Origin of the sequence: Guyparkeria sp. SCN-R1 (assembly GCF_003932495.1) — a bacterium.
In the GTDB taxonomy this organism is placed as follows: Bacteria; Pseudomonadota; Gammaproteobacteria; order Halothiobacillales; family Halothiobacillaceae; genus Guyparkeria.
Genome location: NZ_QZMT01000001.1, coordinates 78,615 through 98,825, shown reverse-complemented (window position 1 = coordinate 98,825; position 20,211 = coordinate 78,615). Strand labels below are relative to the sequence as shown.

Sequence of the window (20,211 nt, the reverse complement as noted above, 5' to 3'; positions counted from 1 at the left end):
TCCAGGGGCGAGTCCGGTAGACTTCGAACACCGAAACCGTTCAGATCACACCCTTGCCTCGAGCCCAGCCATGCCCGAATCGCTCCCCGCCCCTCTCGACACCCTGTGCAGCCAAATGGCCGAACCAGCCACCAGTCGCGTGGACTGTGATCAGGCCGCAGACGTGATCGACTGGTACTACGAACAGGCTTGGCAGACCGATCGCATCGCTCGTGACGAACTGCCGTGGCTACTCGACTGGATGCGTCATTGCCACGACCCGCGCCGATTCGAGATCGGCGACGGTCTCGCCGTGACCCTTATCGGCGAGGGGCAATTGCAGGAAGCCAGCGACCTGGCCGAGGGCTTGCTGGGCGAGGCCTGGGACGCCGGATTGACGCACACCCTGGCCCTGGCCCTGGCCGCGCGGGGGAAGGTGGCAGAGGCAACCACCCGACTTCGCGATCTGGTCGCCCATCCGGAATTCGCGACCCTGCCGCCGGAAATCGCCACCCAGGTGCACCTAGACCTGGCCACCCTGCTCCGTCGTCAGGGGAGCCTGTTCAAGGCCATCCCGGTCCTGACACAAGCCGTGGAAACGGCCGCCCGCTGCGACGATCCGACGTGGTTGGAACACGCGGCCGACACCCTGATAGAGCAACTGGTCGAACAGGGCGGCGCCGAAGAGGCCGTGGAGATTCTCTCGCCCCATCTCGACGAGAAACGCCTGGGCCTGTGGCAACGGGTACTCGATCGACTCGGCGACCAGCTCGACCCGGACCTGCGCGACCGCGGCATCGCCCTGATGGTCCGCGCTGGCGACTACCGCACGGTACTCAACCGACTCGTCGACCAGGCCGGCAACGACCCACAACATCTGCTGCTGGCGTTCACGGCCGCCCTATCGCTGCGCGCCCCCGCCGAGGTCACCTGCCCACTGGCCGCCAGGCTGCTGGGAAGCGATTCAGCTCGCCGGGACGAGAGCGCGTCGTTAATTGCCGCCGCCTCGGTAGCCGTCGCCGAAAGCCAGCAGGAGAAAAGCCAGACCCAAGCGAAATGGCACCGTGACGGCGTGGTTCAGCTAATCAGCGTGGCGAAACACCACGGCATCCTCGAAGAGGAAGTGCGCGAATGGGCCGAGAAAGAAGGGCTTTATCACGAGCACGGCGTGATCGAACGCGCCGCGCGACATTGCCTGGATAAAATCGACAAACCACCGGAATGGCTCACCCAACGCATCAAGCAGCAAGGCTAATCGAATCGCATACAATCGGATCACATGCAAAAAGGCCCTGCCGTTTGGCAGGGCCTTTCTTTTCGACCGAATCGTCGAAACGATTCGCCGCACCCCGATCAAACACCGGGGCCAATGATTCAGATGCGGAAGTCCTCGAGCTTCTTGCCCTTGTTGAGCTCATCGACCAGCCAGTTGGGCCGCTTGCCACGCCCCGACCAGGTCTGCGACGGGTTGGCCGGGTTCATGTACTTGGCCGGCAACTTCTTGCCCGACTGCTTGCTGCCCTTCTCCAGACCAAAGATATCGGCCACGGTGGTGTTGAGCTCGCTGGCCAGCGCCTCGGCCTCGCGGCGCAACTCCATGACGCGCTGCTTGCTGCGCTCGCGCAGGGCCTGCTCGGCGTCATTGACCAGTTTCTTCAGTTCATCGGCGGAAAGGTTCTTTACGTCGAATTGACTCATCTGGATAGGTACCCCTGAAAAAAGTAATGACCGGAATGGGATTCACTCGAATCCACATTCGTTCCGGAGAAAGCCGCGCTTTCCATGGCCCGGCCTAATGCTTCGGGAATCTAGCCCATTAAATCAAACAGGTCAACGCCTGACGAGCCATAATCGCCGCCCTGTGAAAACCTCGCGATTACCTGAAAGGTTCCGGCGAAACCATCTCCTCATCGAAAACCGTGAAACGGCCTGCCACTTATTTTCGGTCGGAACGACGATTGTCACGACAAAATGCATTAAGTAGTCGGCCGGCAGATAGCCAAAAGGGCCGCAAGGCGACCCCTTAATAAAAGCACGGCTTGTCTTATCTCGGTGTCAGCCGGCGCGCAACGTCACATCCCGACGTCAGCCACTCTGAGGACGGCACGATCAGGCAAAGAGATCGAGGACCAGGCGCCCCTGGATCGATTCCTCATCCAAGTCATCCGTGCCGTCGGCGCTGGCCATGGCCGTCTGGCCACTCTGAGCGCCGTCATCGGACTCACCACCCGCGCCGCCCTGACCATCATCGTCGGCATCGGCCAGCTGTTGACCGAAATCGCTTTCCTGGCCGAGCCCAACCTCGACTTCGCTATTGGCCAGCCCCGCTTCCTGCAACCACTCTTTCAACCGCGGCAACTGCTGCTCGAGCAAGCCTTGGGCGGTGGCATTGGTTGCCGTCAGTGCGATACGGGTCTCATCGCCCTGGGTCTCGATGGCAATCTTCAGCGGACCCAGATCCGCGGGCCTCAACTCGATGCTGGCCTTGGAGACGCCCTTGCCGACCATCCACTGGATCTGCTGGCCCAGTTGGGCGGGCATCTGCGGATTGGGCGTACCGACTGCCGCCTGACCCGTGAATATGCCCCCCGCCGGGCTGCCGCCGGACGACATCGACGCCGGGCTGGCACCCAGGCCCGTCGACGCGGTTTGGGCGGCACCGGACGCGAGATCCGCCTCGGAACGCGCCTGGCGCCCCTCCAACCCGTTCAGCGACGACCAATGGGTCAGCGGTACCCGCTCACGCTCAGCCTGGGATGGCTCGCGCCCGGTCAGACCCAGGGCGGCACTCACCGGCCCACCGGTCCAATCGGCATCTCGCTTCACCTCACTTGCAGCACCACCGACCAACCGGGCCGACTCGTTCGGTCGGCGGCCATTCTCGGCAAAGCGCCAGAAACCCTCCCAGGATGACTGACCCTCGCCACGAGACGCCGCCAGACCCTGGGCGACTCGTGCCTCTCCGCTAGCGGCCGACTCGGCACGGCGCACGGCTTGCTCGAGTGCCTGCAACTGGCCGAGGAGACCCGGCGCCATGGCACCACCCTCGGACTGCGCATCGGCCAGACCGTCACGCAGCGCGGCCAGGCGGTCCGCCAGACCTTGCAATGCCTCCGGCGACGGTGACGCGGCATCACCGATCGATTGGCGCAAACGGCCAAGGGCATCGGTCAGCTCCTTCATCTGATCGCCCAGCCCGGCCATCAGGTCATCCGCCACCCCACCGGCAGGGTTAGACGAACCACCGGCCAAGCTAGCGACGGCCCCGTCACCACCACGCCAATCGGCGCCCGACGACCTGCCCAGACCATTGCCCGAAGCATCGGCGGAGCCATCCCAACGGCCCTGCGCACCGCCGTCTCCCGACGCGCCGTTCAGGCGGGCGCCACGACCGTCGAGCAGCCCGGCCAGTTCATCCAGTGCCGACTGAACCTCGCGACCGATCTCCGTGGTGGCCTTCTCACCCGACTGGGCCGCGCCCTGCGACCGGCCGGCAAGCGCCTCGCGCAACTGGGCCAGTTGATCGGCCAACCCCGCGAGCGCCTGCTCGAAGTCGCCCCCATCCCCGCCGACACCTTGCCCGGCCATCGCCAGACTCTCCGACGAGGCGGCCGCGCCGCGCGACAAACCGCCCTCACCGTCCGTCTTGAGACGCCCCTGCGCGGAGGCCATCAGGCGCGCGAACTCCTCGCGCCCACCGCCGCCAAGGCCTGCGGCCAGCCGCCCGGCCTTGCCGTCGGCACTGCCCAGCAGGCGACCTAGCGACTCGATCGTCGTCTTGCCTTCACCGATCTGACTCATTGCATTCCCCCTGTTCCGCCCCCGCGCGCGGCCTTGGCCGCGCCGTGCTGATCCATCACCTGTTGCTCGGCCCGATCGGCACGCCGCCGGATCGAGTCACGGTAGCGCTGACTCAGACGATCAACCGATTCATTGCGTGCATGCGCCTCACGCGAGTCGTTCGCCCGCTTGCTCAATTGTTCCTCGAGATCGCGGACCACCTTGCGCTGGTGCTCGATGGTCTCTTCGATCCGGGCCATGAACTGACGGTAGTTCTGCAGCGCAAAGGCCCGGTTGCGGCCCTCGGCCGCGAATCCCAGATTGTTGGTGTATTCGGTGAAATAGCCTTCGAGATCGGCAAGACGCTGGCGCTGCGCGTCCAGTTCACGCTGCGCCTCGCGACGGCGGCGGCTGGCCAGGTCGGCCTGATGCTCCATCACTCGGCCGGCGTTGCCCAGGGACTTGAGTCGTTGTGCGTCACTCATGCTCGGCTACCCCATCAATCGGAATGCAGCAGGTCGACCAGCGCATCGATGCTGGAAGCCATGTCCGCCGGCTCGTTCATGGGCTGCGACAGGAACGCCTCGAGGTCGGGCTGGATGTCGATCACCCGGTCCAGCCGCGCGTCCTGCCCACGGCGATAGGCGCCCACGGCAATCAGGTCGCGATTCTCGCGATAGGTAGCTGCCAACTCCTTGAATCGCCTCATCAAGGATAGATGATCGGGGTCGACCAGCTTGGGCATCAGCCGGGAGATCGAGGCCTCGACGTCGATCGCCGGGAACCGGCCGCGCTCGGCGATCTCGCGCGAGAGCACGATGTGCCCGTCGAGGATCGCCCGCGCGGCATCGGCCACCGGATCGGTGAGATCGTCCCCCTCGACCAGCACGGTGTAGAAGGCGGTCAGGCTACCCTGGCGGCTTTCGCTGTTACCGGCCCGCTCGACCAGCCTGGGCAGGTGCGCGAACACCGACGGCGGATAGCCCTTGGTCGCCGGCGGCTCGCCGATCGCCAGCCCGATCTCGCGCTGGGCCTGGGCGTAACGGGTCAGCGAATCCATCAGCAGCAGTACGTCGAAGCCCTGATCGCGAAAATGCTCGGCGATCGAGCTGGCCAGGTTCGCCCCGTGCAGGCGCATCAGCGCAGAGCTGTCGGCCGGCGCTGCCACCACGACCGCGCGCGCTCGCGCCTCGTCATCCAGGATCTCGCTGACGAATTCGGCCACCTCACGGCCCCGTTCGCCGACCAGCCCGACCACGATGATCTGCGCGCGGGTGTAGCGGGTCATCATCCCGAGCAGCACGCTCTTACCGACGCCCGAGCCGGCAAAGATGCCCATGCGCTGGCCCCGGCCAACGGTCATCAGGGCGTTGATCGCGCGTACGCCGACGTCCAGCGGTTCGGTTATCTCGCGACGCTTGAGGGGGTTGATCGGTCGACCGTGCAGATTGACCGAGGCATCGCCGGTCAGGCGCTCGCCATCATCGATCGGACGACCCCGGGCATCGAGCACCCGGCCGAGCAGTTGCTCGCCCATCGGCACGCGGCTGGCCGTACCAAGGTTTTTCACCCGGCAGCCCGGGCCCACACCCTGGGTGGTCTCCAGCGGCATCAGATAGGTCGCCTCCTCGGCAAACCCGACCACCTCTGCCTCGAAGGTCCGCCCTTGCGGGTCGGTCACCTCGCATTGATCGCCGATCAGCGCCGACAGCCCACGCGCTTCCAGCGCCAAGCCAACCACCCGCACGATGCGTCCCTCGGAGGCCGCCGCCGGGGCATCGACCCGTGCGGTCGTGCCCATCAGGCGCCGCGCCCAGTTCAGCGAGACATCGGCGCTGGGGTCACGCAATCCCGGATCAGTCATCGCGGCGCTCCTCCGACTGCGCATCATCGGCTTTGGACGCCGTCTCGGTGTCAGAAACCTGATCGGCTTCCGGGGCGGGACCCGTCCGGGCTGACTCCTCGGCTTCGATAGATTGCTCCGCCACCTCGGCGGGCTCGTCAGACTGACCTGTCCCCGACGGTGTCGCGTTGGTTTCGGGGACCGCCTGATCCGGGCCGGGGTAGACCCGGCCGATCATGTGATCGAGCGTGGCCGCCCAGCGATTGGCCAGACTGGCATCGACCCGGGCATCGCCCGATTCGACGATCACGCCACCAGCACTGACTGTCGGATCGGGCCGCAGGTCGAGCGTCTCGAAGCGCGGGTCCTCGATCAGCTCGCGCAGCGCCGCGTGGTCATCGGGCGCGCAACGCAGGGTCACCGCCCGCACGGATACCGGCAGGGCCGAGAGGGCCTCCCGGGCGATCGATGGCAATCCGCTATTGTCCGCCAACACCTCGCGGGCAACCATGACGCGCGCGATCTGGGTCGCCAGGGCCGTGAGCTGCTCGGTGACCTCGTCGTCGAGCAGGGCCAGCGGGCGTTCGAGATGCGACAGCCAGCCGCGCAGGCGATTCTCGACGCTATCGATCTCCTCGCGGGCCGCGGCCATGCCATCCTGATAACCGGCATCACGGCCCTTCTGCAGGCCCGCCTCGTAACCGCGCTTCTCCGCCTCGGCGCGCAACTCGGCAAGCTCCTCGGCCGTGGCCGGATCGAGTTCTTCAGGGGCCTCGTCGACCGGCGCGGCGCTGAAGTCCGGCAGTTCCCAGGCGCCCACGAGCTCCGACCAGTCAGAGCTATCCAGCGGGCGGGTGAGGGTCGGCGACTCGTCAGATGAACTCATCGCCACCACCACCGCCCAGCGCTATCTTGCCTTCCTCGGAGAGCTGACGTGCGACCTGCAGGACTTCCTTCTGCGCGGCCTCCACGTCGGCCAGGCGCGTCGGGCCGAGGGTTTCGAGGTCGTCGCGCATCATCTCGGCGGCACGACGCGACATGTTGCCGAAGATCTTTTCCTTGAGCTCGGAATCCGCGCCCTTCATCGCCAGCAGGAGCTTGTCGGCCGGCACCTCTCGCAGCAGCACCTGCAGACTGCGGTCCTCGACATCGACCAGGTTGGCGAAGACGAACATCAGGTCCTCGATCTGGGTACCCAGTTCCTCGTCGGTCTCCTTGACACGCCCCATCAGCTCCTCTTCCACGTTGGATTCGAGGAAGTTCATGATGCCGGCGGCGATCTTCACGCCGCCGACCTTGGAGGACTTGCCACCCTGGGTGCCGGATGCCTGACGCTCCATGATGTCGTCGAGCTCCTCGAGGGCCTGGGGGGATACCCCCTCGAGGTGCGCGATCCGCAGGACGATGTCGGTGCGGGTGTTCTCCGGCAGCATCTGCAGGATCTCCGCAGCCTGGTCGCTTTCCAGGTGCGAAAGCACGATCGCGATGATCTGCGGGTGCTCGTAGCGGATGATCTCGGCGATCGAACGCGCGTCCATCCACTTGAGAAACTCGAGGTTGCGGCGATTACCCTGCGACGAGATCCGCTCGAGCAGACCCGCGGCCTTGTCCTCGCCCAACGCGCGGTTCAGCACGTTGCGGATGTAGTCGTTCGAACCCAGGGCGAGGCCGGTCTGGTTTTCCAGGTCGTCGGAGAATTCGTCGAGCGCCGCCTGGATCTGCGGGCGGGTGACGTTCTTCAGGACCGCCATGGCCTGACCGATCTTCTGCACCTCGCGCGGGTCGAGTTGACCGAAGATGTGTGCCGCGGACTCCTCCCCCAGCGCCATCATCAGAATGGCCGCCTTCTCCGGCCCCTTGAGGCCGACGAGCGGGCTTTCCTGCGGGAAATTCGTGTCGGGTGACTGGGCCATGGGAAATCAGTTCTCCTCGTGGGTCCACTGCTTGATGACCGCAGCGACCGCCTTGGGATCGTGGTTGACGCTCTTGCGCAGCTGGCGCAGCTTGTCGGTATAGCTGGCATTGCCGATCAGCTCGGGCACGTTGGAGAGGTCATCCTCGTCGTATTCCTCTTCCTCGGCCCGCGCGCGGCGCTCGTCCGGGTATTGCGTCGGCATAGTGTACTGCGGCCCCTGCTGCCCCGACTGATCGCTGAGCTCGGTCGAGGTGGCCGCGCGCTCACGGCGACTCTCGGCGAGCATCTTCAGCAGCGGACGGGCAACCAGCAGGAACACCAGCAGCATCGCCAGGCCAATGCCGGCGTTCTTCAACGTGGCCCAGAACCAGCCCTGCTCCCAGACCGGCGTGGTCACCGGCTCGATGTCCTGGTCGACGAACGCGAAGGTGCTCAGGGTGACCTGATCGCCGCGAGCCTCGTCGATGCCGACGGACTGGGCCACCAATGCGCGCATCTGTTCCAGGCGTTCGGTGCGGGCCTGGGCGGCAGCCTCGGCGGCCGCCTCATCCTCGGCATCGGCCGCGGCACCGCCGCCGGTCGCGTTCTCGTCGAGCAGGACGGCGACGCTGAGTTTTTCGATCTGTCCGCTGGCGAACTGGGTGTGCTCGATATTGCGATCGACGTTGTAGTTGCGCGTCTCGTTGCGATCGCTGTCGATCGGGGTCTGGACCAGCGTCTGGAATTCCTCGACCGTCAGGTCCTGCGGCGGAGCCAGGCCACCCTCACCACCATCCGGGTTGACCTCGCCGCCGCCCGGCGGCTGATTAGCAATCGCGCCAGGCACCCCCACGACGCCCTCGCCGCCACCCAGCGAACGGATGGTCTCGTTGACCTGCTCGCTGAGCAGGATGCCCTCGCCGGGCCCATAGGTCTGGCTGGTGCCCTCGCGGCGGGAAAAGTCGATATCCGCCGACACCTGGGCGCGGACGCGATCCGAGCCGACGATTGGCGCGAGCAGCGACTCGATCCGCCGCGCGTAGGCCTGTTCAAGATTCTGACGGTACTGGAACTGGCGGCTGGTCAGCCCCATGCCCGCGGCATCGTCGCCCTGGTTGGTCAGCAGGTTGCCCCCCTGGTCGACCAAACTGACGTTCTCGGGGGACAGGTCGTTGATGCTGGAAGCAACCAGGTGGACGATGCCGTTGACCTGACCACGACCGAGGCTGCTGCCCCCCTTGATGTCGACCACGACCGAGGCGGTCGGCGTCTTGCGATCGCGCACGAACACCGATTTCTCGGGCTGGGCGATATGCACGCGGGCGGCACGGACGGCGCCGATCGTCTGGATCGACCGGGCCAGTTCGGTTTCGATTGCACGCCGGTAGCGCGCCTGTTCGATGAACTGGCTGGTACCCAGCGACTGGTCCTGGTTGAGCATCTCCAGCCCGGTACCATCACCACCCGGCAGGCCCTGCTGCGCCATCAGCATCCGAATCTCGGGCAGTCGGTCGGCACCCACCATCACCGTGCCGTCGTTGGCCAACTCGTAGGGCTCGCCCGCGGCCTTGAGTGCATCGACCACCTCGGCGGAAGACTGGGTATCCAGCGACTGATACAAAGGCACCATCGACTTGCCGCTGCCCCATAGAAAGAAGCCGACCATGAACGAGATCACCGCCGCCAGCGCGATCAGCAGCAACAGCTGACGGAAACTTGACGACTGCGTGAACGCATCCATCTGCCGGATCCAGCGCGGGCTTTCGCCGCTGCCGGTCGGGGTGGTGGTGATAGCAGAACCTTGGGCCATGACGTTTTGTCCGAATCAGGAAAATACGGGTGACGGGATAGAACGAGGCATTACAACGGCATGTTCATGACCTTCTCGTAGGCCTGAACCAGTCGATTGCGCACCTGCAGGGTCGCCTCGAAGGCCACGGAAGATCGTTGCGAGGCGAGCATGACCTCGGTGAGCGTCACCTGATCGTCACCCGCCTGCAGGCGGTTCTTGAGGTCACCGGTGGTCTGTTGTGCCTCGTTGACCTGCCCGACCGCCTGGGTCAGGGCATCGGCGAAGTTGGTGCGCTCGACTTCGTTGACGCCCTGCGCGGCCGGATTGATCGCCTCCGGGCCCGCCGGGCGCTGGGTGGCTGCGTTACGCAGCTGCTGCATCTGGGAAAGGATCTGATCGACTGACATGTCGTTGCCGCTCATGGACCCACCTCGTTGACTGTCGCGGATTGACTTGCGCAGTCACTTGCACGAGGTGTGCCAAAAGGGTGAAGGGATCGACCGGTCGCGGCTCAACCGATCTGGTACTTGCGCATCTTCTCGACGAGCGTGGTGCGACGGATCCCCAGCAGCCGGGCGGCACGCGCAACCACCGCGTCGGCCTGAGCGAGCGCCGCTCCAATCCAGGCACGCTCGATGGCTTCGAGTTGGCCCTTCAGGGAGATGCCGTCGTTCGGCAGCGTCAGGTCACAGTCTTCGACCTCCTCCTGAGTCAAGGGCAGCCGCGGACCGATGTTCTCGGTCAGCGACCAGATGCTGCGCGGGTCCGGGTCAAGTCGTTCGGCTGGCGCAGCCGCGCGAGCGGCGGTCGGTTCGCCCGAGGGGGCGTCGGGTACGGGCTCCGACGGAGCAAGGTGCTGCAGGTGCGGGGGGAGATCGGCGACCCGCGCCGGGCGGTCGGCCGCGAGGATGCCGATCCGTTCGAGCACGTTGGCCAGCTCGCGCACATTGCCGGGCCAGTCGTGCCCTTTGAGCACGGAGATCACGGCGTCGGTCAGCGTGGGGGCCGGGCGGCCATCGCGGTGCAACCGCTCGACCAGTGCCGAGGCGATCTCCGGCAGGTCGTCGCGCAGTGCGCGCAGCGGCTGCGTCTGGATGGGGAAGACATTGAGGCGGTAGTAGAGATCCTGGCGGAACTTTCCCTCGTCGACCATCGAGAGCAGATCGCGGTGAGTCGCGGCGACGATACGCACGTCGGCATCAAACGAGGCGCTGCCACCGACGCGCTCGAACTTGCGCTCCTGGAGCACACGCAGGATCTTGACCTGCATGGAGAACGGCATGTCGCCGATCTCGTCGAGAAAGATGGTGCCGCCCTGGGCCAGTTCGAAACGCCCCTTGCGCTGGCTGATCGCGCCGGTGAAGGCCCCCTTTTCGTGACCGAACAACTCCGATTCGAGCAACTCACCGGGGATGGCCCCGCAGTTGACCGGCACGAAGGGCTTGTCGGCGCGCTCGGAGAGCATGTGGATCATCCGGGCGACCACTTCCTTGCCCGTGCCGGTCTCGCCCAGGATCAGCACGGTGGCATCCGTCGGGGCCACCTGGGCCACCTCGCGGCGCACGCCCTCGAGTGCCGGGCTGCTGCCGATCAGGCCACGATTCTCATGACGCAGTCGCTCGCCGTGCCAACGGCTTTTCATCGGTGCGAGCACCGCCTGCAACGTGTCCAGCGACACCGGCCAGGGCAGTTGGGCCGCCGGCGGCACCGGTGGGACGCCGCCAAGCTCACCCATCACCACCCACGGGGGCTGGGTGATCGAATCGGTCGCCCCCACCGCACCATCGGCGGCGAACGTTACTCGGCACATCGGCTCATCGGGCCCGGACGGCTTGGGGCCGATGCGGGTGTCGAAACCGAGCAGCGTCAATTGCTCGTTCAGCAACGACGCCTCGGGCGCCTTGCTGTCAATCCAGCAAAGGGGTTGCGGCCGCGGCATGCTCTTCTCCTGGGTACTCGGCGGTCAATCGCCGCCGATTCTTGTTGTTTTTTGTTTGTTTTTCCGAGCAAACTGTCGCGCTCGTCCCATGCATGCCCCCTAGCGGAGCGGCCATGACAATCGACGAGCGAGAAAGTTCCCAAAAAAATTATCCTGCCCCCAGTGGCATGTCAAAACATTGTCACTCTCAAAGAAATTCCGTGAGCTCCCCCTGTAGCTTGTGAGCGACACCGGCTCGTCCTACCATCGACAGGAGCCTCGGCCCACCCAGCCGGCAACCGCCACCGACCGGAGCCTGCATGAAGATTCTCAAGGTCGAACAGCCCGGTCAGACGACCACCGCGGGGCCGGTCCTCCGCCTGGAGACGGGGCAACGCCTGGCGGCCATTTCGCTGTCGGATGCCCGCCCCGGAGAGCGCGCCATGCTGTCCGTGGCCGGCGGGCAGCTGCAGGTCACCACGCAACACCCGTTGAAGGCCGGTCAGGCGATCGACCTGGTGGTCACTCGACTCGGCGAACAGGTTCACCTGCGGCCGCTCGGACCTCCCCCTGACCCGCGCCAGCTCGATCAGGCGCAGCTGACCCGCAATCTGCTGCAGGCGCTCGCCCGCCTGCCAACCAGCGGCGCGGGCATCGCAACCACCCCAAACGTCAGCCCGAACTTGGGGATGTCACCGACCACTCCCGGCACAGGCACCGCACCAGCCACCCCTCCCGGCAGCCCGACCCAAGCGCCGAGCGGCTCGTCAACGGGGAATGCACCGAACACACTGCGACCAGGCACCCCGCCGAATCAGGCAATGCCCCGGCAGGCCAGCGGCGCCAGCGGGCCCACCGCCGCGTCGATCCCGGCGTCGGTCTTTCAGGCAACTCGATCGAGCATCGCGGCCGGGCCCACCGAATCGCTGATGCGCGCCGCACTCGCTCAGACGAGCACGACCGGGAGCCAGCCGACCACAGGGGCGAACGCCCCGCCCCCTGGGCAAGCCACGACAACGGCACCAGCGCAGACCATCCCGCCGGGGCTCAATGGGCTGCTGCCACTGCTCTCGGCGCTGCGCGAACCGCGGCTCATCCAGGGGCTGGTCTCCGGCTGGCTGGCCACGCCCACCAATCCCGCCAAACAACCCAACCCGCTGGCTGGGGTGGGCGGGCCGATGCCGGCACCCGCCGGTCAGGGTCAGGGATTCATGGAAACCCCGCTGGGCACCCTGCTCCAGCAAGCTGCCCGCAGCCTGCGCAGCCAACCGGATCTGGCACCGCGTGACCCCGCCGCCCGACAGGCCACTCTCGAATTCATGCAGCGGCTTGGCGAGCAGGTCGAGCGCAGCCAGCTGGCCACCGCCCTCTCCCAGGGCGCGGCCGGCGCGGCGGCCGGCACCCAGACCGGCCCCAACCAGCCCACCTGGTTGCTGGAGATCCCGCTGCAGCTCGCCAACGAGGCACACACGCTGCGGTTGTCGATTCGGGAAGAAGATCACTCGGGCGAGGCGCACATGGGCGGGGGACGCTGGCGCATCGACCTGGCGATGGAGTGGCCGCAACTCGGCCCCCTGCATGCCGCGGTGGTCATGCAGGGCGAGCAGATCGATGTCGACCTGTTTGCCGACCAACCGGAGACGGTACCCGTGCTGGAAACCACGCGCCCGACACTGGCCCGCGCGCTGGCCGACGCCGGCTTCACGCCCGGACGCCTGGGCGCATACCCCGGCCCGCCACCGGCCAGCGCGCAGGCCCGACTGGAGCCCGACACGGCGACGGCCGCCGGTGATTCCGCCCCGCGGGGCTTTCTGAGCGAGCAGGCATGAACGACCCGGACCAGGGCAATGCAGACAAGCACCATCGCCCGTCATCCGGCCCGCGGCGGGCGATTGCGCTGTCCTACGACGGCACCGACGTGCCGCAAGTGGTGGCGACCGGGCAGGACGAGCTGGCCCGACGCATCATCGAGGTGGCCCGGGAGTCCGGCGTGCCGGCCGTTGAAGACCCGATGCTCGCCCGTGCGCTGGCCGAGATCGATCTGGGCGAACACATCCCCGAGGCACTGTTCCGCGCCGTGGCCGAGGTGCTGAGCTATGCGCTCTACGTCAACGACCGCCACGAGGAGGTGCTGCGACGGGCCCGGGAACGGGGAGAGGAGAACGACGGTTGATCCTGATCCGGATCGCCGGGATCAAGGGGCGTCACCACCGGCGTTGAAAATCGGTTACGCACGAAAAAGCCCGCCATGCGAGGCGGGCTTTTTCAAGGCTATGGTGGGGTGACTGATGGGATTCGAACCCACGACCACCGGAATCACAATCCGGGGCTCTACCAACTGAGCTACAGTCACCATCGAAAGGCAGTTGCCGTTCGTGCAGGTGCGCTTATGGCGCGCCCGGCAGGACTCGAACCCGCAACCCTCGGCTTAGAAGGCCGATGCTCTATCCGGTTGAGCTACAGGCGCAAGTTTCGGCTAATTCACTGGTCGGAGTGGAGGGATTCGAACCCCCGACCACCTGGTCCCAAACCAGGTGCGCTACCAGACTGCGCTACACTCCGTTCGCCGTCATCGCGCAAACGCGCCTCGTCCGCCGGAGCGGTTCGACCCGTGCCGGTGACGAAGGTGCGCCATGATAGGCATCGACCGGGGCCAAGTCAATCGCCCCGGGCAGCCTCGGTCGACGGTCAATAGCGACCCGCGCGAATCAAGCCGCCCAGCCCACGATCGTCCAGCGCCTGGTTGAGCAGGGTACGGATCTCGGCCGGGCGTTCGCAACGCATGGCCTGCTCGAGCAGCGCCTGGGCGTCGGCGTGCGAGAAGCTTCGAATTACCCACTTGATGCGCGGCAGCGAGCCGGCACTCATCGACAGCGAGTGAATCCCCAGCCCCAGCAGCAGCACGGCACCGAGCGGATCACCGGATAGCTCGCCGCAGACGGCGACCTCGCACTTCTGTCGCGCACCCGCGGCACAGACATCGCGAATCGCGGCGAGCACCGCCGGGTGCAGGGCGTCGTAACGCGAGGCGACGCGCTCGTTGTTGCGGTCGATCGCCAGCAGGTACTGGGTCAGATCGTTGGTGCCGATGGAGAGAAAGTCGCAGCGACTGGCCAGCGCATCGGCCTGGTAGACCGCCGAAGGCACCTCGATCATCACGCCGATCTTTGGCCGCTGGATCTCGCCGATCTCCTCGGATACCTCATCGTATGCCTGCGCGATATAGGCCAGCGACTGGTCGAGCTCCTCGACCGCCGAGATCATCGGCAGGAGGATATGCAGGTTGTTGAGCCCCGCCGAGGCCTTGAGCATCGCTCGGATCTGGGTGAGGAAGATCTCCGGGTGGTCCAGCACCAGCCGGATGCCCCGCCAGCCGAGAAAGGGGTTGTCCTCGCGGATGGGGAAATACGACAGCGGCTTGTCGCCACCCACGTCGAGCGTACGCAACACCACCGGCTTGCCGGCAAACGTCTCGAGCGCCTCGCGGTAGATATGCGCCTGCTCTTCCTCGCCAGGGAACTGCTTGCGGATCTGGAACGGCACCTCGGTGCGGTACAGGCCAATGCCCTCGGCGCCGACGGTCAGCGAGGGCGCCATGTCCGAGAGCAGGCCGATATTGACGTGCATGGCCACGCGCACGCCATCACTGGTCAGCGCCGGCTCGTCGCGCAGGGCGGCGAGCTCTTCGGTCAGCTCGGCCTCCTCGCGGGCCAGCCGTCGCATTTCCTCGCGCAGCGAGCCACGTGGGCGCACGACAACCAGGCCGCGGTAACCGTCGACCACCACTTCCTTGTTGCGCAGACGCGAGATCGGCAGGTCGGAGACGCCCATCGCCGCGGGCACGCCCAGCGCACGCGCCAGAATCGCGAGGTGCGAGGAGCCCGAGCCGGTCGACGAGACGATGCCCACTAAGCGTTCGGTGGGCACCTCGGCCAGATGCGAGGCGGACAAGTCGTTGCCGACCAGCACGATCTGGTCGGGCCAGTCGGTCGGACCGGCACTCTCGGCATGCAGCTTCTGCAGCACCCGGTTGCCCAGATCGCGGATGTCCTGGGCACGCTCGCGCAGGTAGGCATCGCTCATCTGCTCGAACACCGCGGCGTGCTCGGCGATCGCATCGCGCAACGCCGCCCCCGCCCACTGCCCGGCGCGGATATGTTGCTCGATCGCCTCGACCAGCGAACCACCCGACAGCATGCGGATGTAGGCATCGAACAGCAGGTTCTCCTCCTCGCTGCCCGACGCCCGCGCAAAGTCGATCTTGAGCTGCTCGAATTCCTGGCGGACGGCCTCGATCGCGCTGTCGAGCACGCCCAGCTCGTGGTCGATGTCCTCGACATCGCGATCCTCGACCATCTCCAGCGACTGCCCATCGGCCACTACCACCGCGGTGCCGAACACCACGCCGGGCGATCCCGGCAACCCGCGCGCCGAGAAGGCCGAATCAAAGCCGCCCGGCTCGTTGCCGGTGCGCATCAGCTCACCGCTGGCCCGGGCGTGACGAATGGCAGAGGCCAGCTGGGTGGCCAGGGTGACGACGAAGGATTCCTGGTCATCGGAAAACCGGCGCCGCTCGCGGGCCTGCACGACCAGCACGCCCAGCACATCACCCCGGTGGATGATCGGCACCCCCAAGAACCCGTGATAGGGCTCCTCGCCGATATCGGTGACGAACTTGAAGGCCGGATGGAGCGAGGCATCCTCGAGGTTGATCACCTCGGCTCGGCGCGCGACCAGCCCGACCAGACCCTCGTCGAGGGCGAGCGAGACCTGCCCCACCATCGACTTGTTCAACCCTTCGGTGGCCTGCAACACGAGGCTGGGCTCGACTGCCTCGGCCTCGTCGCCACCCAGCACGTAGACCGAGCAGACCGAGACGTCGAGCGCCGACTGTACCCGACGGGCGATCAGGTCGAGCGCGGCCCGCAGGTCGGCGGACTTGGAAACCTCGGTAACGATCTGGCGCAGTTCATCGAGCATCGCGATTTCCCGCTGTGGCCAGATCGGCCGATGAGTCCGGTCCACCGCCGCGGCGCTCGAGTTGCTCGGGCAGGCAGTCGTCCGGGCATTCGGCGGGCACGCCCTGGATGAAGGGCGCGAACTGGTGCAGCGCCTGGAAATAGACGGTGCGCTTAAAGTAGATCACTTCAGGCAGGATCGACCAGAACGGGCGCCATTCCCAGCCGTCGAATTCCGGCTTGTGGGTGGCGTTGAGGTCGAAGGCGCTCTCGTCCGTGCGCAGGCGCAGGAGAAACCACTTCTGCTTCTGACCGATGCAGACGGGGTGGACGTGACGACGCACCATGTTGCGCGGCAGTCGGTAGCGCAACCAACCACGAGTCCAGGCCATGACCGAGACATGCTCGGGCAACAGACCGACCTCCTCGTGGAGCTCACGGTACATGGCCTCCAGGGGCCGCTCCTCGACATTGATGCCGCCCTGGGGAAACTGCCAGGAACGATGGCCGACCCGTTTGCCCCAGAAGACCTCGCCTCGCTGGTTGCACACGATGATGCCGACATTGGGTCGAAAGCCGCTACGGTCAATCACGATTCCACTCTTGCAAAAGTCAGTCGCCTGAAATGGCGGGACGTCGCGCCCCGCAGGGGTAAACCACCGTGTCGACAACAGGCCGTTGGTGATCACCCAAGTGGCATTGATTCTTTCACAAAACCCCGGGGCGATAAACCGACGCCGTCAGCCGGTCGGCTAACCTCGGCTGCAAGCCCCGCCCCTCCTCGATTTGCGGCCTCCTCGACCTTCGATGCGGCGGTTTGACGTCAGGCTGATTGCCGCTCGGCAAGCGGCACTCCGGCGGATCGGGAAATGCCGCAACGCCCGTTCCGGCGGGTCACCTCACACGGCAAACGACTCGCCAAGTCAGACACATATATCCCCGGGCCACGATCCGGTCATGTTGGGGTATCATGCGCGCCCGTCGACCCGGAACCCGCCGGGATCCAACGCGACCATGACGGCAGGCGCACCGCGCCCTGCCGCCAGGAGGCCTTTCGTGAAACTCGCCATCTTCGACCTCGACAACACCTTGCTCGCCGGTGACTCCGATCACGCCTGGGGCGCCTTCATGACCGAACACGGCATTGTCGACGCCGACGATTACGCCCGGCACAACGACGAGTTCCTGCGCCACTACCAGCAGGGCACGCTCGACATCGATGCCTACCTGCGCTTCGCGCTCGCCCCCCTGGCCGAGCACCCGGCCGAGGATCTGGAGGCCTGGCGGGCCGAGTTCATCGAGAGGGACATCCGGCCGCTGATCACCCCGGCCGCCCGCGAACTGGTCGAATCCCACCGGCGCCGCGGGCACACCCTGATGCTGATCACCGCAACGAACGCCTTCGTCACCGGTCCGATTGCCGAACTGCTGGAGATCCCGCACCTGCTGGCCACCGAGCCGGAACGCCGCAATGGCCGCTACACGGGCCGCTACACCGGCACGCCGACCTTCCAGCACGGCAAGATCCTGGCGTTGGAGGAATGGCTGGAGACCCAACAGGTGCGCCCGGAGGAGACCTGGTTCTACTCCGATTCGCGCAACGACTTGCCGCTGCTCGAGCAGGTCGACCACCCGGTGGCGGTCGACCCGGACCCGGTACTGCGCCGCGAGGCCGAGGCACGCGGCTGGCAGTTGCTGGCGCTCAACGTCGTCGAGGAAACGGCGGAATAGAACGAAAAACGCCCCCGGCATCGTACCGGGGGCGGAAGAGCCTGAGCGTTCGAGGCGATCAGGCCGTCGGCAGAGTGACGCCGCGCTGGCCCTGGTACTTGCCACCCCGGTCCTTGTAGGAAGTCTCACAGACCTCATCGGATTCCAGGAACAGCATCTGCGCCACGCCCTCGTTGGCATAGATCTTCGCCGGGATGGGCGTGGTGTTGGAGAACTCCAGCGTCACATGGCCCTCCCACTCGGGCTCGAGCGGGGTGACGTTGACGATAATGCCGCAACGGGCGTAGGTCGACTTGCCCAGGCAGATGGTCAGCACGTTGCGCGGGATGCGGAAATACTCGACCGTGTGCGCCAGGGCAAAGGAGTTTGGCGGGATGATGCAGACGTCGGAGTGCACGTCGACGAAGCTGCGCTCGTCGAAGGCCTTCGGGTCAACGATCGTGGTGTTGATGTTGGTGAACACCTTGAAATGGGTCGAACAACGCACGTCGTAGCCGTAGCTCGAGGTACCGTAGGACACCATGGGCACTTCGTTGCCCTCGCTGTCCCGGCTGCTGCGAACCTGTCCCGGCTCGAACGGCTCAATCATGCCGTGCTCCTCGGCCATTCGGCGGATCCAGCGATCGGACTTGATACTCATTCGGTCATCCCGTTGAAAAGGCGGTACCGTCGGGCTATCCCGCGGCAAAGCGCGTATGCTTGCGACAAAACAGCGGGTTGTCAACCGGGGCCGCCCAACCCGCCTGCCCCGTCCGGGCGCAACTTTTGCGGCTTGCGCCGGTCTGCTTGAAGGAACCTTTCGACATGCCGTTTCACTCTGAACAAGGGATTTTTCGAAACATGCAAGGCACTCTCCTCAACTTCCCACGTCTCTCCCCGTCGGCAATGAGCTCACGTATGGCGAGCCTGATCGCGGCGCTAGCCATGGCCCTGCTCCTGGGCGGCTGCGCGAGCGCGCCGGCGACCCAGAACGGCAACAACAGCGCGGGCGAAAGCAGCCAGTCGAGCGACCAGAACGAGAGCTACGACAAGTACGAGACGACCCAGCAAGCGGTGGACTTCCTGGGCGGATCGGCCGAAGGAATCGCCCGCATGATCGACCGCGCCTTCGCGGATTACGGTCGCCCCAACGCCATCATCAAGGGTGAGGAAGGCGGCGGTGCGTTCATCGTGGGCCTGCGCTACGGCATGGGCGAGTTTATGGCCAAGGCCGGCGAGAAACAGACCGTCTTCTGGCAAGGGCCATCGGTTGGCTGGGACTTCGGCGGTGATGCCGGCCGAGTGTTCATGCTGGTCTACAACCTGCCCAGCCCGGATTTGATCTTCCAGCGATTTGCAGGCGTTAATGGCTCGGCATTCGTCGTTGGGGGCGCGGGCATGCAGTACCTGCGCAGCCAATCGATCGTGGTCGCACCGATTCGCGTCGGTGTCGGTCTGCGGCTGGGTGCCGGCGTGGGTTACATGCAGTTCACGCAGGACAGGTCCTACAACCCGTTCTGACCCGCACCAGCGCACTTGCCTTAAAAACGCCGGCCCTTCCCCAGGAGGCCGGCGTTTTTCGTCCCGCGTAGCGCTCGGTCTTGCACCGCCCCCCGAATTTACCTATAAGCTATCTGTTTACCCCAATTGCCAATACTTATTCGTGAGCCAACACAAGGAGACGTCCATGACGAACGAAAGACGCATCTTCCCTTCACTGCTCGTCGCCACCGTGCTGGGCGTCGTGGCCATGCAGGCCCACGCCGACGCCTCGACCGACCAGGCCGTCCAGGCACAGCTGCAGGACTACAAGGCGACCATGCAGGCCTTCGGCAAGACCCTCAAGGGTGAGCTGCAGGCGGCCATGAAGGAAGGCGGCCCGATGGCTGCGGTCCAGGTATGCAACGAGCGCGCCCCGGAAATCGCCGCCGACATGAGCGCGGAAAGCGGCTACACCCTGCGCCGCACCAGCCTCAAGCCGCGCGCGACCGAGCCCACCGACTGGGAGCGCGTCGTTCTCGAAGACTTCGAGGCACGCAAGGCTGCTGGCGCCCCGGTCGGTGAAATTGCCTGGCACGAGGTCAAGGAAGTCGACGGGGAGAAGCAACTGCGCTTCATGAAGGCGATTGCCACCGAGGGCGTCTGCCTGACCTGCCACGGCCAGGATGTCGACCCGAAGCTCAAGGCCGAGATCGACCGCATCTATCCCGATGACCAGGCAACCGGGTTCGAGGAAGGCGACATCCGCGGTGCGTTCTCCGTCACCGCCGCGCTCGAGGATTGACTTCCCTTTCTTCGCGGACGATCAAAGACAAAGCCCCGACGTGGCAACCACGT

At 65.9% G+C, this 20,211-nt stretch carries 18 protein-coding genes and 3 tRNA genes; 6 read left to right on the top strand and 15 right to left on the bottom strand.

The genetic code is table 11. From position 1 onward, the window contains the following. Nucleotides 1-70: 70 nt before the first annotated feature. Nucleotides 71-1,234 (top strand): hypothetical protein, encoded by a 1,164-nt coding sequence (locus D5687_RS00460; protein ID WP_125197789.1) that lies wholly within the window; start codon nucleotides 71-73, stop codon nucleotides 1,232-1,234. Between the two features lie 119 nt (nucleotides 1,235-1,353). Here D5687_RS00460 and D5687_RS00455 read toward each other — a convergent pair whose 3' ends face one another. The 9 genes from D5687_RS00455 to D5687_RS00415 all read right to left on the bottom strand — a co-directional run bounded on the left by D5687_RS00455 (nucleotide 1,354) and on the right by D5687_RS00415 (nucleotide 11,227). Then, complete coding sequence (locus D5687_RS00455; RefSeq protein ID WP_125197788.1) at nucleotides 1,354-1,677, bottom strand: H-NS family nucleoid-associated regulatory protein; 324 nt, start codon at nucleotides 1,675-1,677, stop codon at nucleotides 1,354-1,356. Nucleotides 1,678-2,088: 411 nt separating this feature from the next. After that, a complete protein-coding gene (locus D5687_RS00450) occupies nucleotides 2,089-3,780 on the bottom strand; it encodes a flagellar hook-length control protein FliK (RefSeq protein ID WP_125197787.1) in 1,692 nt (563 codons plus the stop codon). After that, nucleotides 3,777-4,244 carry a flagellar export protein FliJ gene (locus tag D5687_RS00445; protein WP_125197786.1) on the bottom strand — a complete coding sequence of 156 codons (468 nt, stop codon included), beginning with the start codon at nucleotides 4,242-4,244 and terminating at the stop codon, nucleotides 3,777-3,779. The genes D5687_RS00450 and D5687_RS00445 overlap by 4 nt, the downstream gene beginning before the upstream one ends. A 14-nt stretch (nucleotides 4,245-4,258) precedes the next feature. Then, complete coding sequence (gene fliI, locus D5687_RS00440; RefSeq protein WP_192894136.1) at nucleotides 4,259-5,623, bottom strand: flagellar protein export ATPase FliI; 1,365 nt, start codon at nucleotides 5,621-5,623, stop codon at nucleotides 4,259-4,261. Further along, nucleotides 5,616-6,488, bottom strand: coding sequence for a FliH/SctL family protein (locus D5687_RS00435; protein WP_125197785.1), 873 nt, complete (start codon nucleotides 6,486-6,488; stop codon nucleotides 5,616-5,618). The genes fliI and D5687_RS00435 overlap by 8 nt, the downstream gene beginning before the upstream one ends. Then, nucleotides 6,475-7,515: a flagellar motor switch protein FliG gene (gene fliG / locus D5687_RS00430; RefSeq protein WP_125197784.1), complete on the bottom strand. Its 1,041-nt coding sequence runs from the start codon at nucleotides 7,513-7,515 to the stop codon at nucleotides 6,475-6,477. Before fliG ends, D5687_RS00435 begins: the two co-directional genes overlap by 14 nt. Before the next feature lie 6 nt (nucleotides 7,516-7,521). After that, nucleotides 7,522-9,306, bottom strand: coding sequence for a flagellar basal-body MS-ring/collar protein FliF (fliF, locus tag D5687_RS00425; RefSeq protein WP_125197783.1), 1,785 nt, complete (start codon nucleotides 9,304-9,306; stop codon nucleotides 7,522-7,524). A 50-nt stretch (nucleotides 9,307-9,356) separates the two neighbouring features. Beyond that, on the bottom strand, nucleotides 9,357-9,710 hold the full coding sequence (gene fliE / locus D5687_RS00420; RefSeq protein WP_125197782.1) for a flagellar hook-basal body complex protein FliE: 354 nt from the start codon (nucleotides 9,708-9,710) through the stop codon (nucleotides 9,357-9,359). Nucleotides 9,711-9,799: 89 nt separating this feature from the next. Continuing rightward, entirely contained in the window at nucleotides 9,800-11,227 is a 1,428-nt protein-coding gene (locus D5687_RS00415) for a sigma-54-dependent Fis family transcriptional regulator (protein WP_192894135.1), read from the bottom strand. Nucleotides 11,228-11,526: 299 nt separating this feature from the next. Here D5687_RS00415 and D5687_RS00410 point away from each other — a divergent pair, with 299 nt between their 5' ends. Then, nucleotides 11,527-13,035: a flagellar hook-length control protein FliK gene (locus D5687_RS00410; protein WP_125197781.1), complete on the top strand. Its 1,509-nt coding sequence runs from the start codon at nucleotides 11,527-11,529 to the stop codon at nucleotides 13,033-13,035. Then, nucleotides 13,032-13,379 (top strand): EscU/YscU/HrcU family type III secretion system export apparatus switch protein, encoded by a 348-nt coding sequence (locus D5687_RS00405; RefSeq protein ID WP_125197780.1) that lies wholly within the window; start codon nucleotides 13,032-13,034, stop codon nucleotides 13,377-13,379. The genes D5687_RS00410 and D5687_RS00405 overlap by 4 nt, the downstream gene beginning before the upstream one ends. A 104-nt stretch (nucleotides 13,380-13,483) precedes the next feature. On the opposite strand, the gene D5687_RS00400 is transcribed toward D5687_RS00405, so the two are convergent. The 5 genes from D5687_RS00400 to D5687_RS00380 form a co-directional block, all read right to left on the bottom strand. Next, a tRNA-His gene (locus D5687_RS00400) sits at nucleotides 13,484-13,559 on the bottom strand. Between the two features lie 37 nt (nucleotides 13,560-13,596). Beyond that, nucleotides 13,597-13,673, bottom strand: a tRNA-Arg gene (locus D5687_RS00395). 18 nt (nucleotides 13,674-13,691) lie between these two features. Beyond that, a tRNA-Pro gene (locus tag D5687_RS00390) sits at nucleotides 13,692-13,768 on the bottom strand. Between the two features lie 126 nt (nucleotides 13,769-13,894). Next, nucleotides 13,895-16,186, bottom strand: a complete 2,292-nt coding sequence (gene ptsP, locus D5687_RS00385) for a phosphoenolpyruvate--protein phosphotransferase (protein ID WP_125197779.1) — start codon at nucleotides 16,184-16,186, stop codon at nucleotides 13,895-13,897. Further along, complete coding sequence (locus tag D5687_RS00380; RefSeq protein ID WP_125197778.1) at nucleotides 16,176-16,757, bottom strand: RNA pyrophosphohydrolase; 582 nt, start codon at nucleotides 16,755-16,757, stop codon at nucleotides 16,176-16,178. The genes ptsP and D5687_RS00380 overlap by 11 nt, the downstream gene beginning before the upstream one ends. Before the next feature lie 463 nt (nucleotides 16,758-17,220). Here D5687_RS00380 and D5687_RS00375 point away from each other — a divergent pair, with 463 nt between their 5' ends. Further along, complete coding sequence (locus D5687_RS00375) at nucleotides 17,221-17,895, top strand: HAD family phosphatase (RefSeq protein ID WP_125197777.1); 675 nt, start codon at nucleotides 17,221-17,223, stop codon at nucleotides 17,893-17,895. A gap of 58 nt (nucleotides 17,896-17,953) precedes the next feature. Here D5687_RS00375 and dcd read toward each other — a convergent pair whose 3' ends face one another. Continuing rightward, nucleotides 17,954-18,535, bottom strand: a complete 582-nt coding sequence (gene dcd, locus D5687_RS00370) for a dCTP deaminase (protein ID WP_125197776.1) — start codon at nucleotides 18,533-18,535, stop codon at nucleotides 17,954-17,956. Between the two features lie 257 nt (nucleotides 18,536-18,792). On the opposite strand from dcd, the gene D5687_RS00365 reads away from it, so the two are divergent. Both D5687_RS00365 and D5687_RS00360 read left to right on the top strand, forming a co-directional pair. Beyond that, the gene (locus D5687_RS00365; protein WP_240031371.1) at nucleotides 18,793-19,395 is read left to right on the top strand and encodes a DUF1134 domain-containing protein; all 603 of its coding nucleotides are present in this window, start codon (nucleotides 18,793-18,795) and stop codon (nucleotides 19,393-19,395) included. Between the two features lie 166 nt (nucleotides 19,396-19,561). After that, nucleotides 19,562-20,158 carry a DUF3365 domain-containing protein gene (locus D5687_RS00360; protein WP_125197775.1) on the top strand — a complete coding sequence of 199 codons (597 nt, stop codon included), beginning with the start codon at nucleotides 19,562-19,564 and terminating at the stop codon, nucleotides 20,156-20,158. Nucleotides 20,159-20,211 lie beyond the last annotated feature (53 nt).

What these genes read in the sequence shown, in the direction of transcription:
- D5687_RS00365 (WP_240031371.1), top strand. Translation starts at nt 18,793, where the DNA reads ATGGCGAGCCTGATCGCGGCGCTAGCCATGGCCCTGCTCCTGGGCGGC.
- D5687_RS00445 (WP_125197786.1), bottom strand. Translation starts at nt 4,244, where the DNA reads ATGAGTGACGCACAACGACTCAAGTCCCTGGGCAACGCCGGCCGAGTG.
- D5687_RS00410 (WP_125197781.1), top strand. Translation starts at nt 11,527, where the DNA reads ATGAAGATTCTCAAGGTCGAACAGCCCGGTCAGACGACCACCGCGGGG.
- D5687_RS00360 (WP_125197775.1), top strand. Translation starts at nt 19,562, where the DNA reads ATGACGAACGAAAGACGCATCTTCCCTTCACTGCTCGTCGCCACCGTG.
- fliI (WP_192894136.1), bottom strand. Translation starts at nt 5,623, where the DNA reads ATGACTGATCCGGGATTGCGTGACCCCAGCGCCGATGTCTCGCTGAAC.
- D5687_RS00415 (WP_192894135.1), bottom strand. Translation starts at nt 11,227, where the DNA reads ATGCCGCGGCCGCAACCCCTTTGCTGGATTGACAGCAAGGCGCCCGAG.
- fliG (WP_125197784.1), bottom strand. Translation starts at nt 7,515, where the DNA reads ATGGCCCAGTCACCCGACACGAATTTCCCGCAGGAAAGCCCGCTCGTC.
- D5687_RS00450 (WP_125197787.1), bottom strand. Translation starts at nt 3,780, where the DNA reads ATGAGTCAGATCGGTGAAGGCAAGACGACGATCGAGTCGCTAGGTCGC.
- ptsP (WP_125197779.1), bottom strand. Translation starts at nt 16,186, where the DNA reads ATGCTCGATGAACTGCGCCAGATCGTTACCGAGGTTTCCAAGTCCGCC.
- D5687_RS00460 (WP_125197789.1), top strand. Translation starts at nt 71, where the DNA reads ATGCCCGAATCGCTCCCCGCCCCTCTCGACACCCTGTGCAGCCAAATG.
- fliE (WP_125197782.1), bottom strand. Translation starts at nt 9,710, where the DNA reads ATGAGCGGCAACGACATGTCAGTCGATCAGATCCTTTCCCAGATGCAG.
- fliF (WP_125197783.1), bottom strand. Translation starts at nt 9,306, where the DNA reads ATGGCCCAAGGTTCTGCTATCACCACCACCCCGACCGGCAGCGGCGAA.
- D5687_RS00435 (WP_125197785.1), bottom strand. Translation starts at nt 6,488, where the DNA reads ATGAGTTCATCTGACGAGTCGCCGACCCTCACCCGCCCGCTGGATAGC.
- dcd (WP_125197776.1), bottom strand. Translation starts at nt 18,535, where the DNA reads ATGAGTATCAAGTCCGATCGCTGGATCCGCCGAATGGCCGAGGAGCAC.
- D5687_RS00405 (WP_125197780.1), top strand. Translation starts at nt 13,032, where the DNA reads ATGAACGACCCGGACCAGGGCAATGCAGACAAGCACCATCGCCCGTCA.
- D5687_RS00455 (WP_125197788.1), bottom strand. Translation starts at nt 1,677, where the DNA reads ATGAGTCAATTCGACGTAAAGAACCTTTCCGCCGATGAACTGAAGAAA.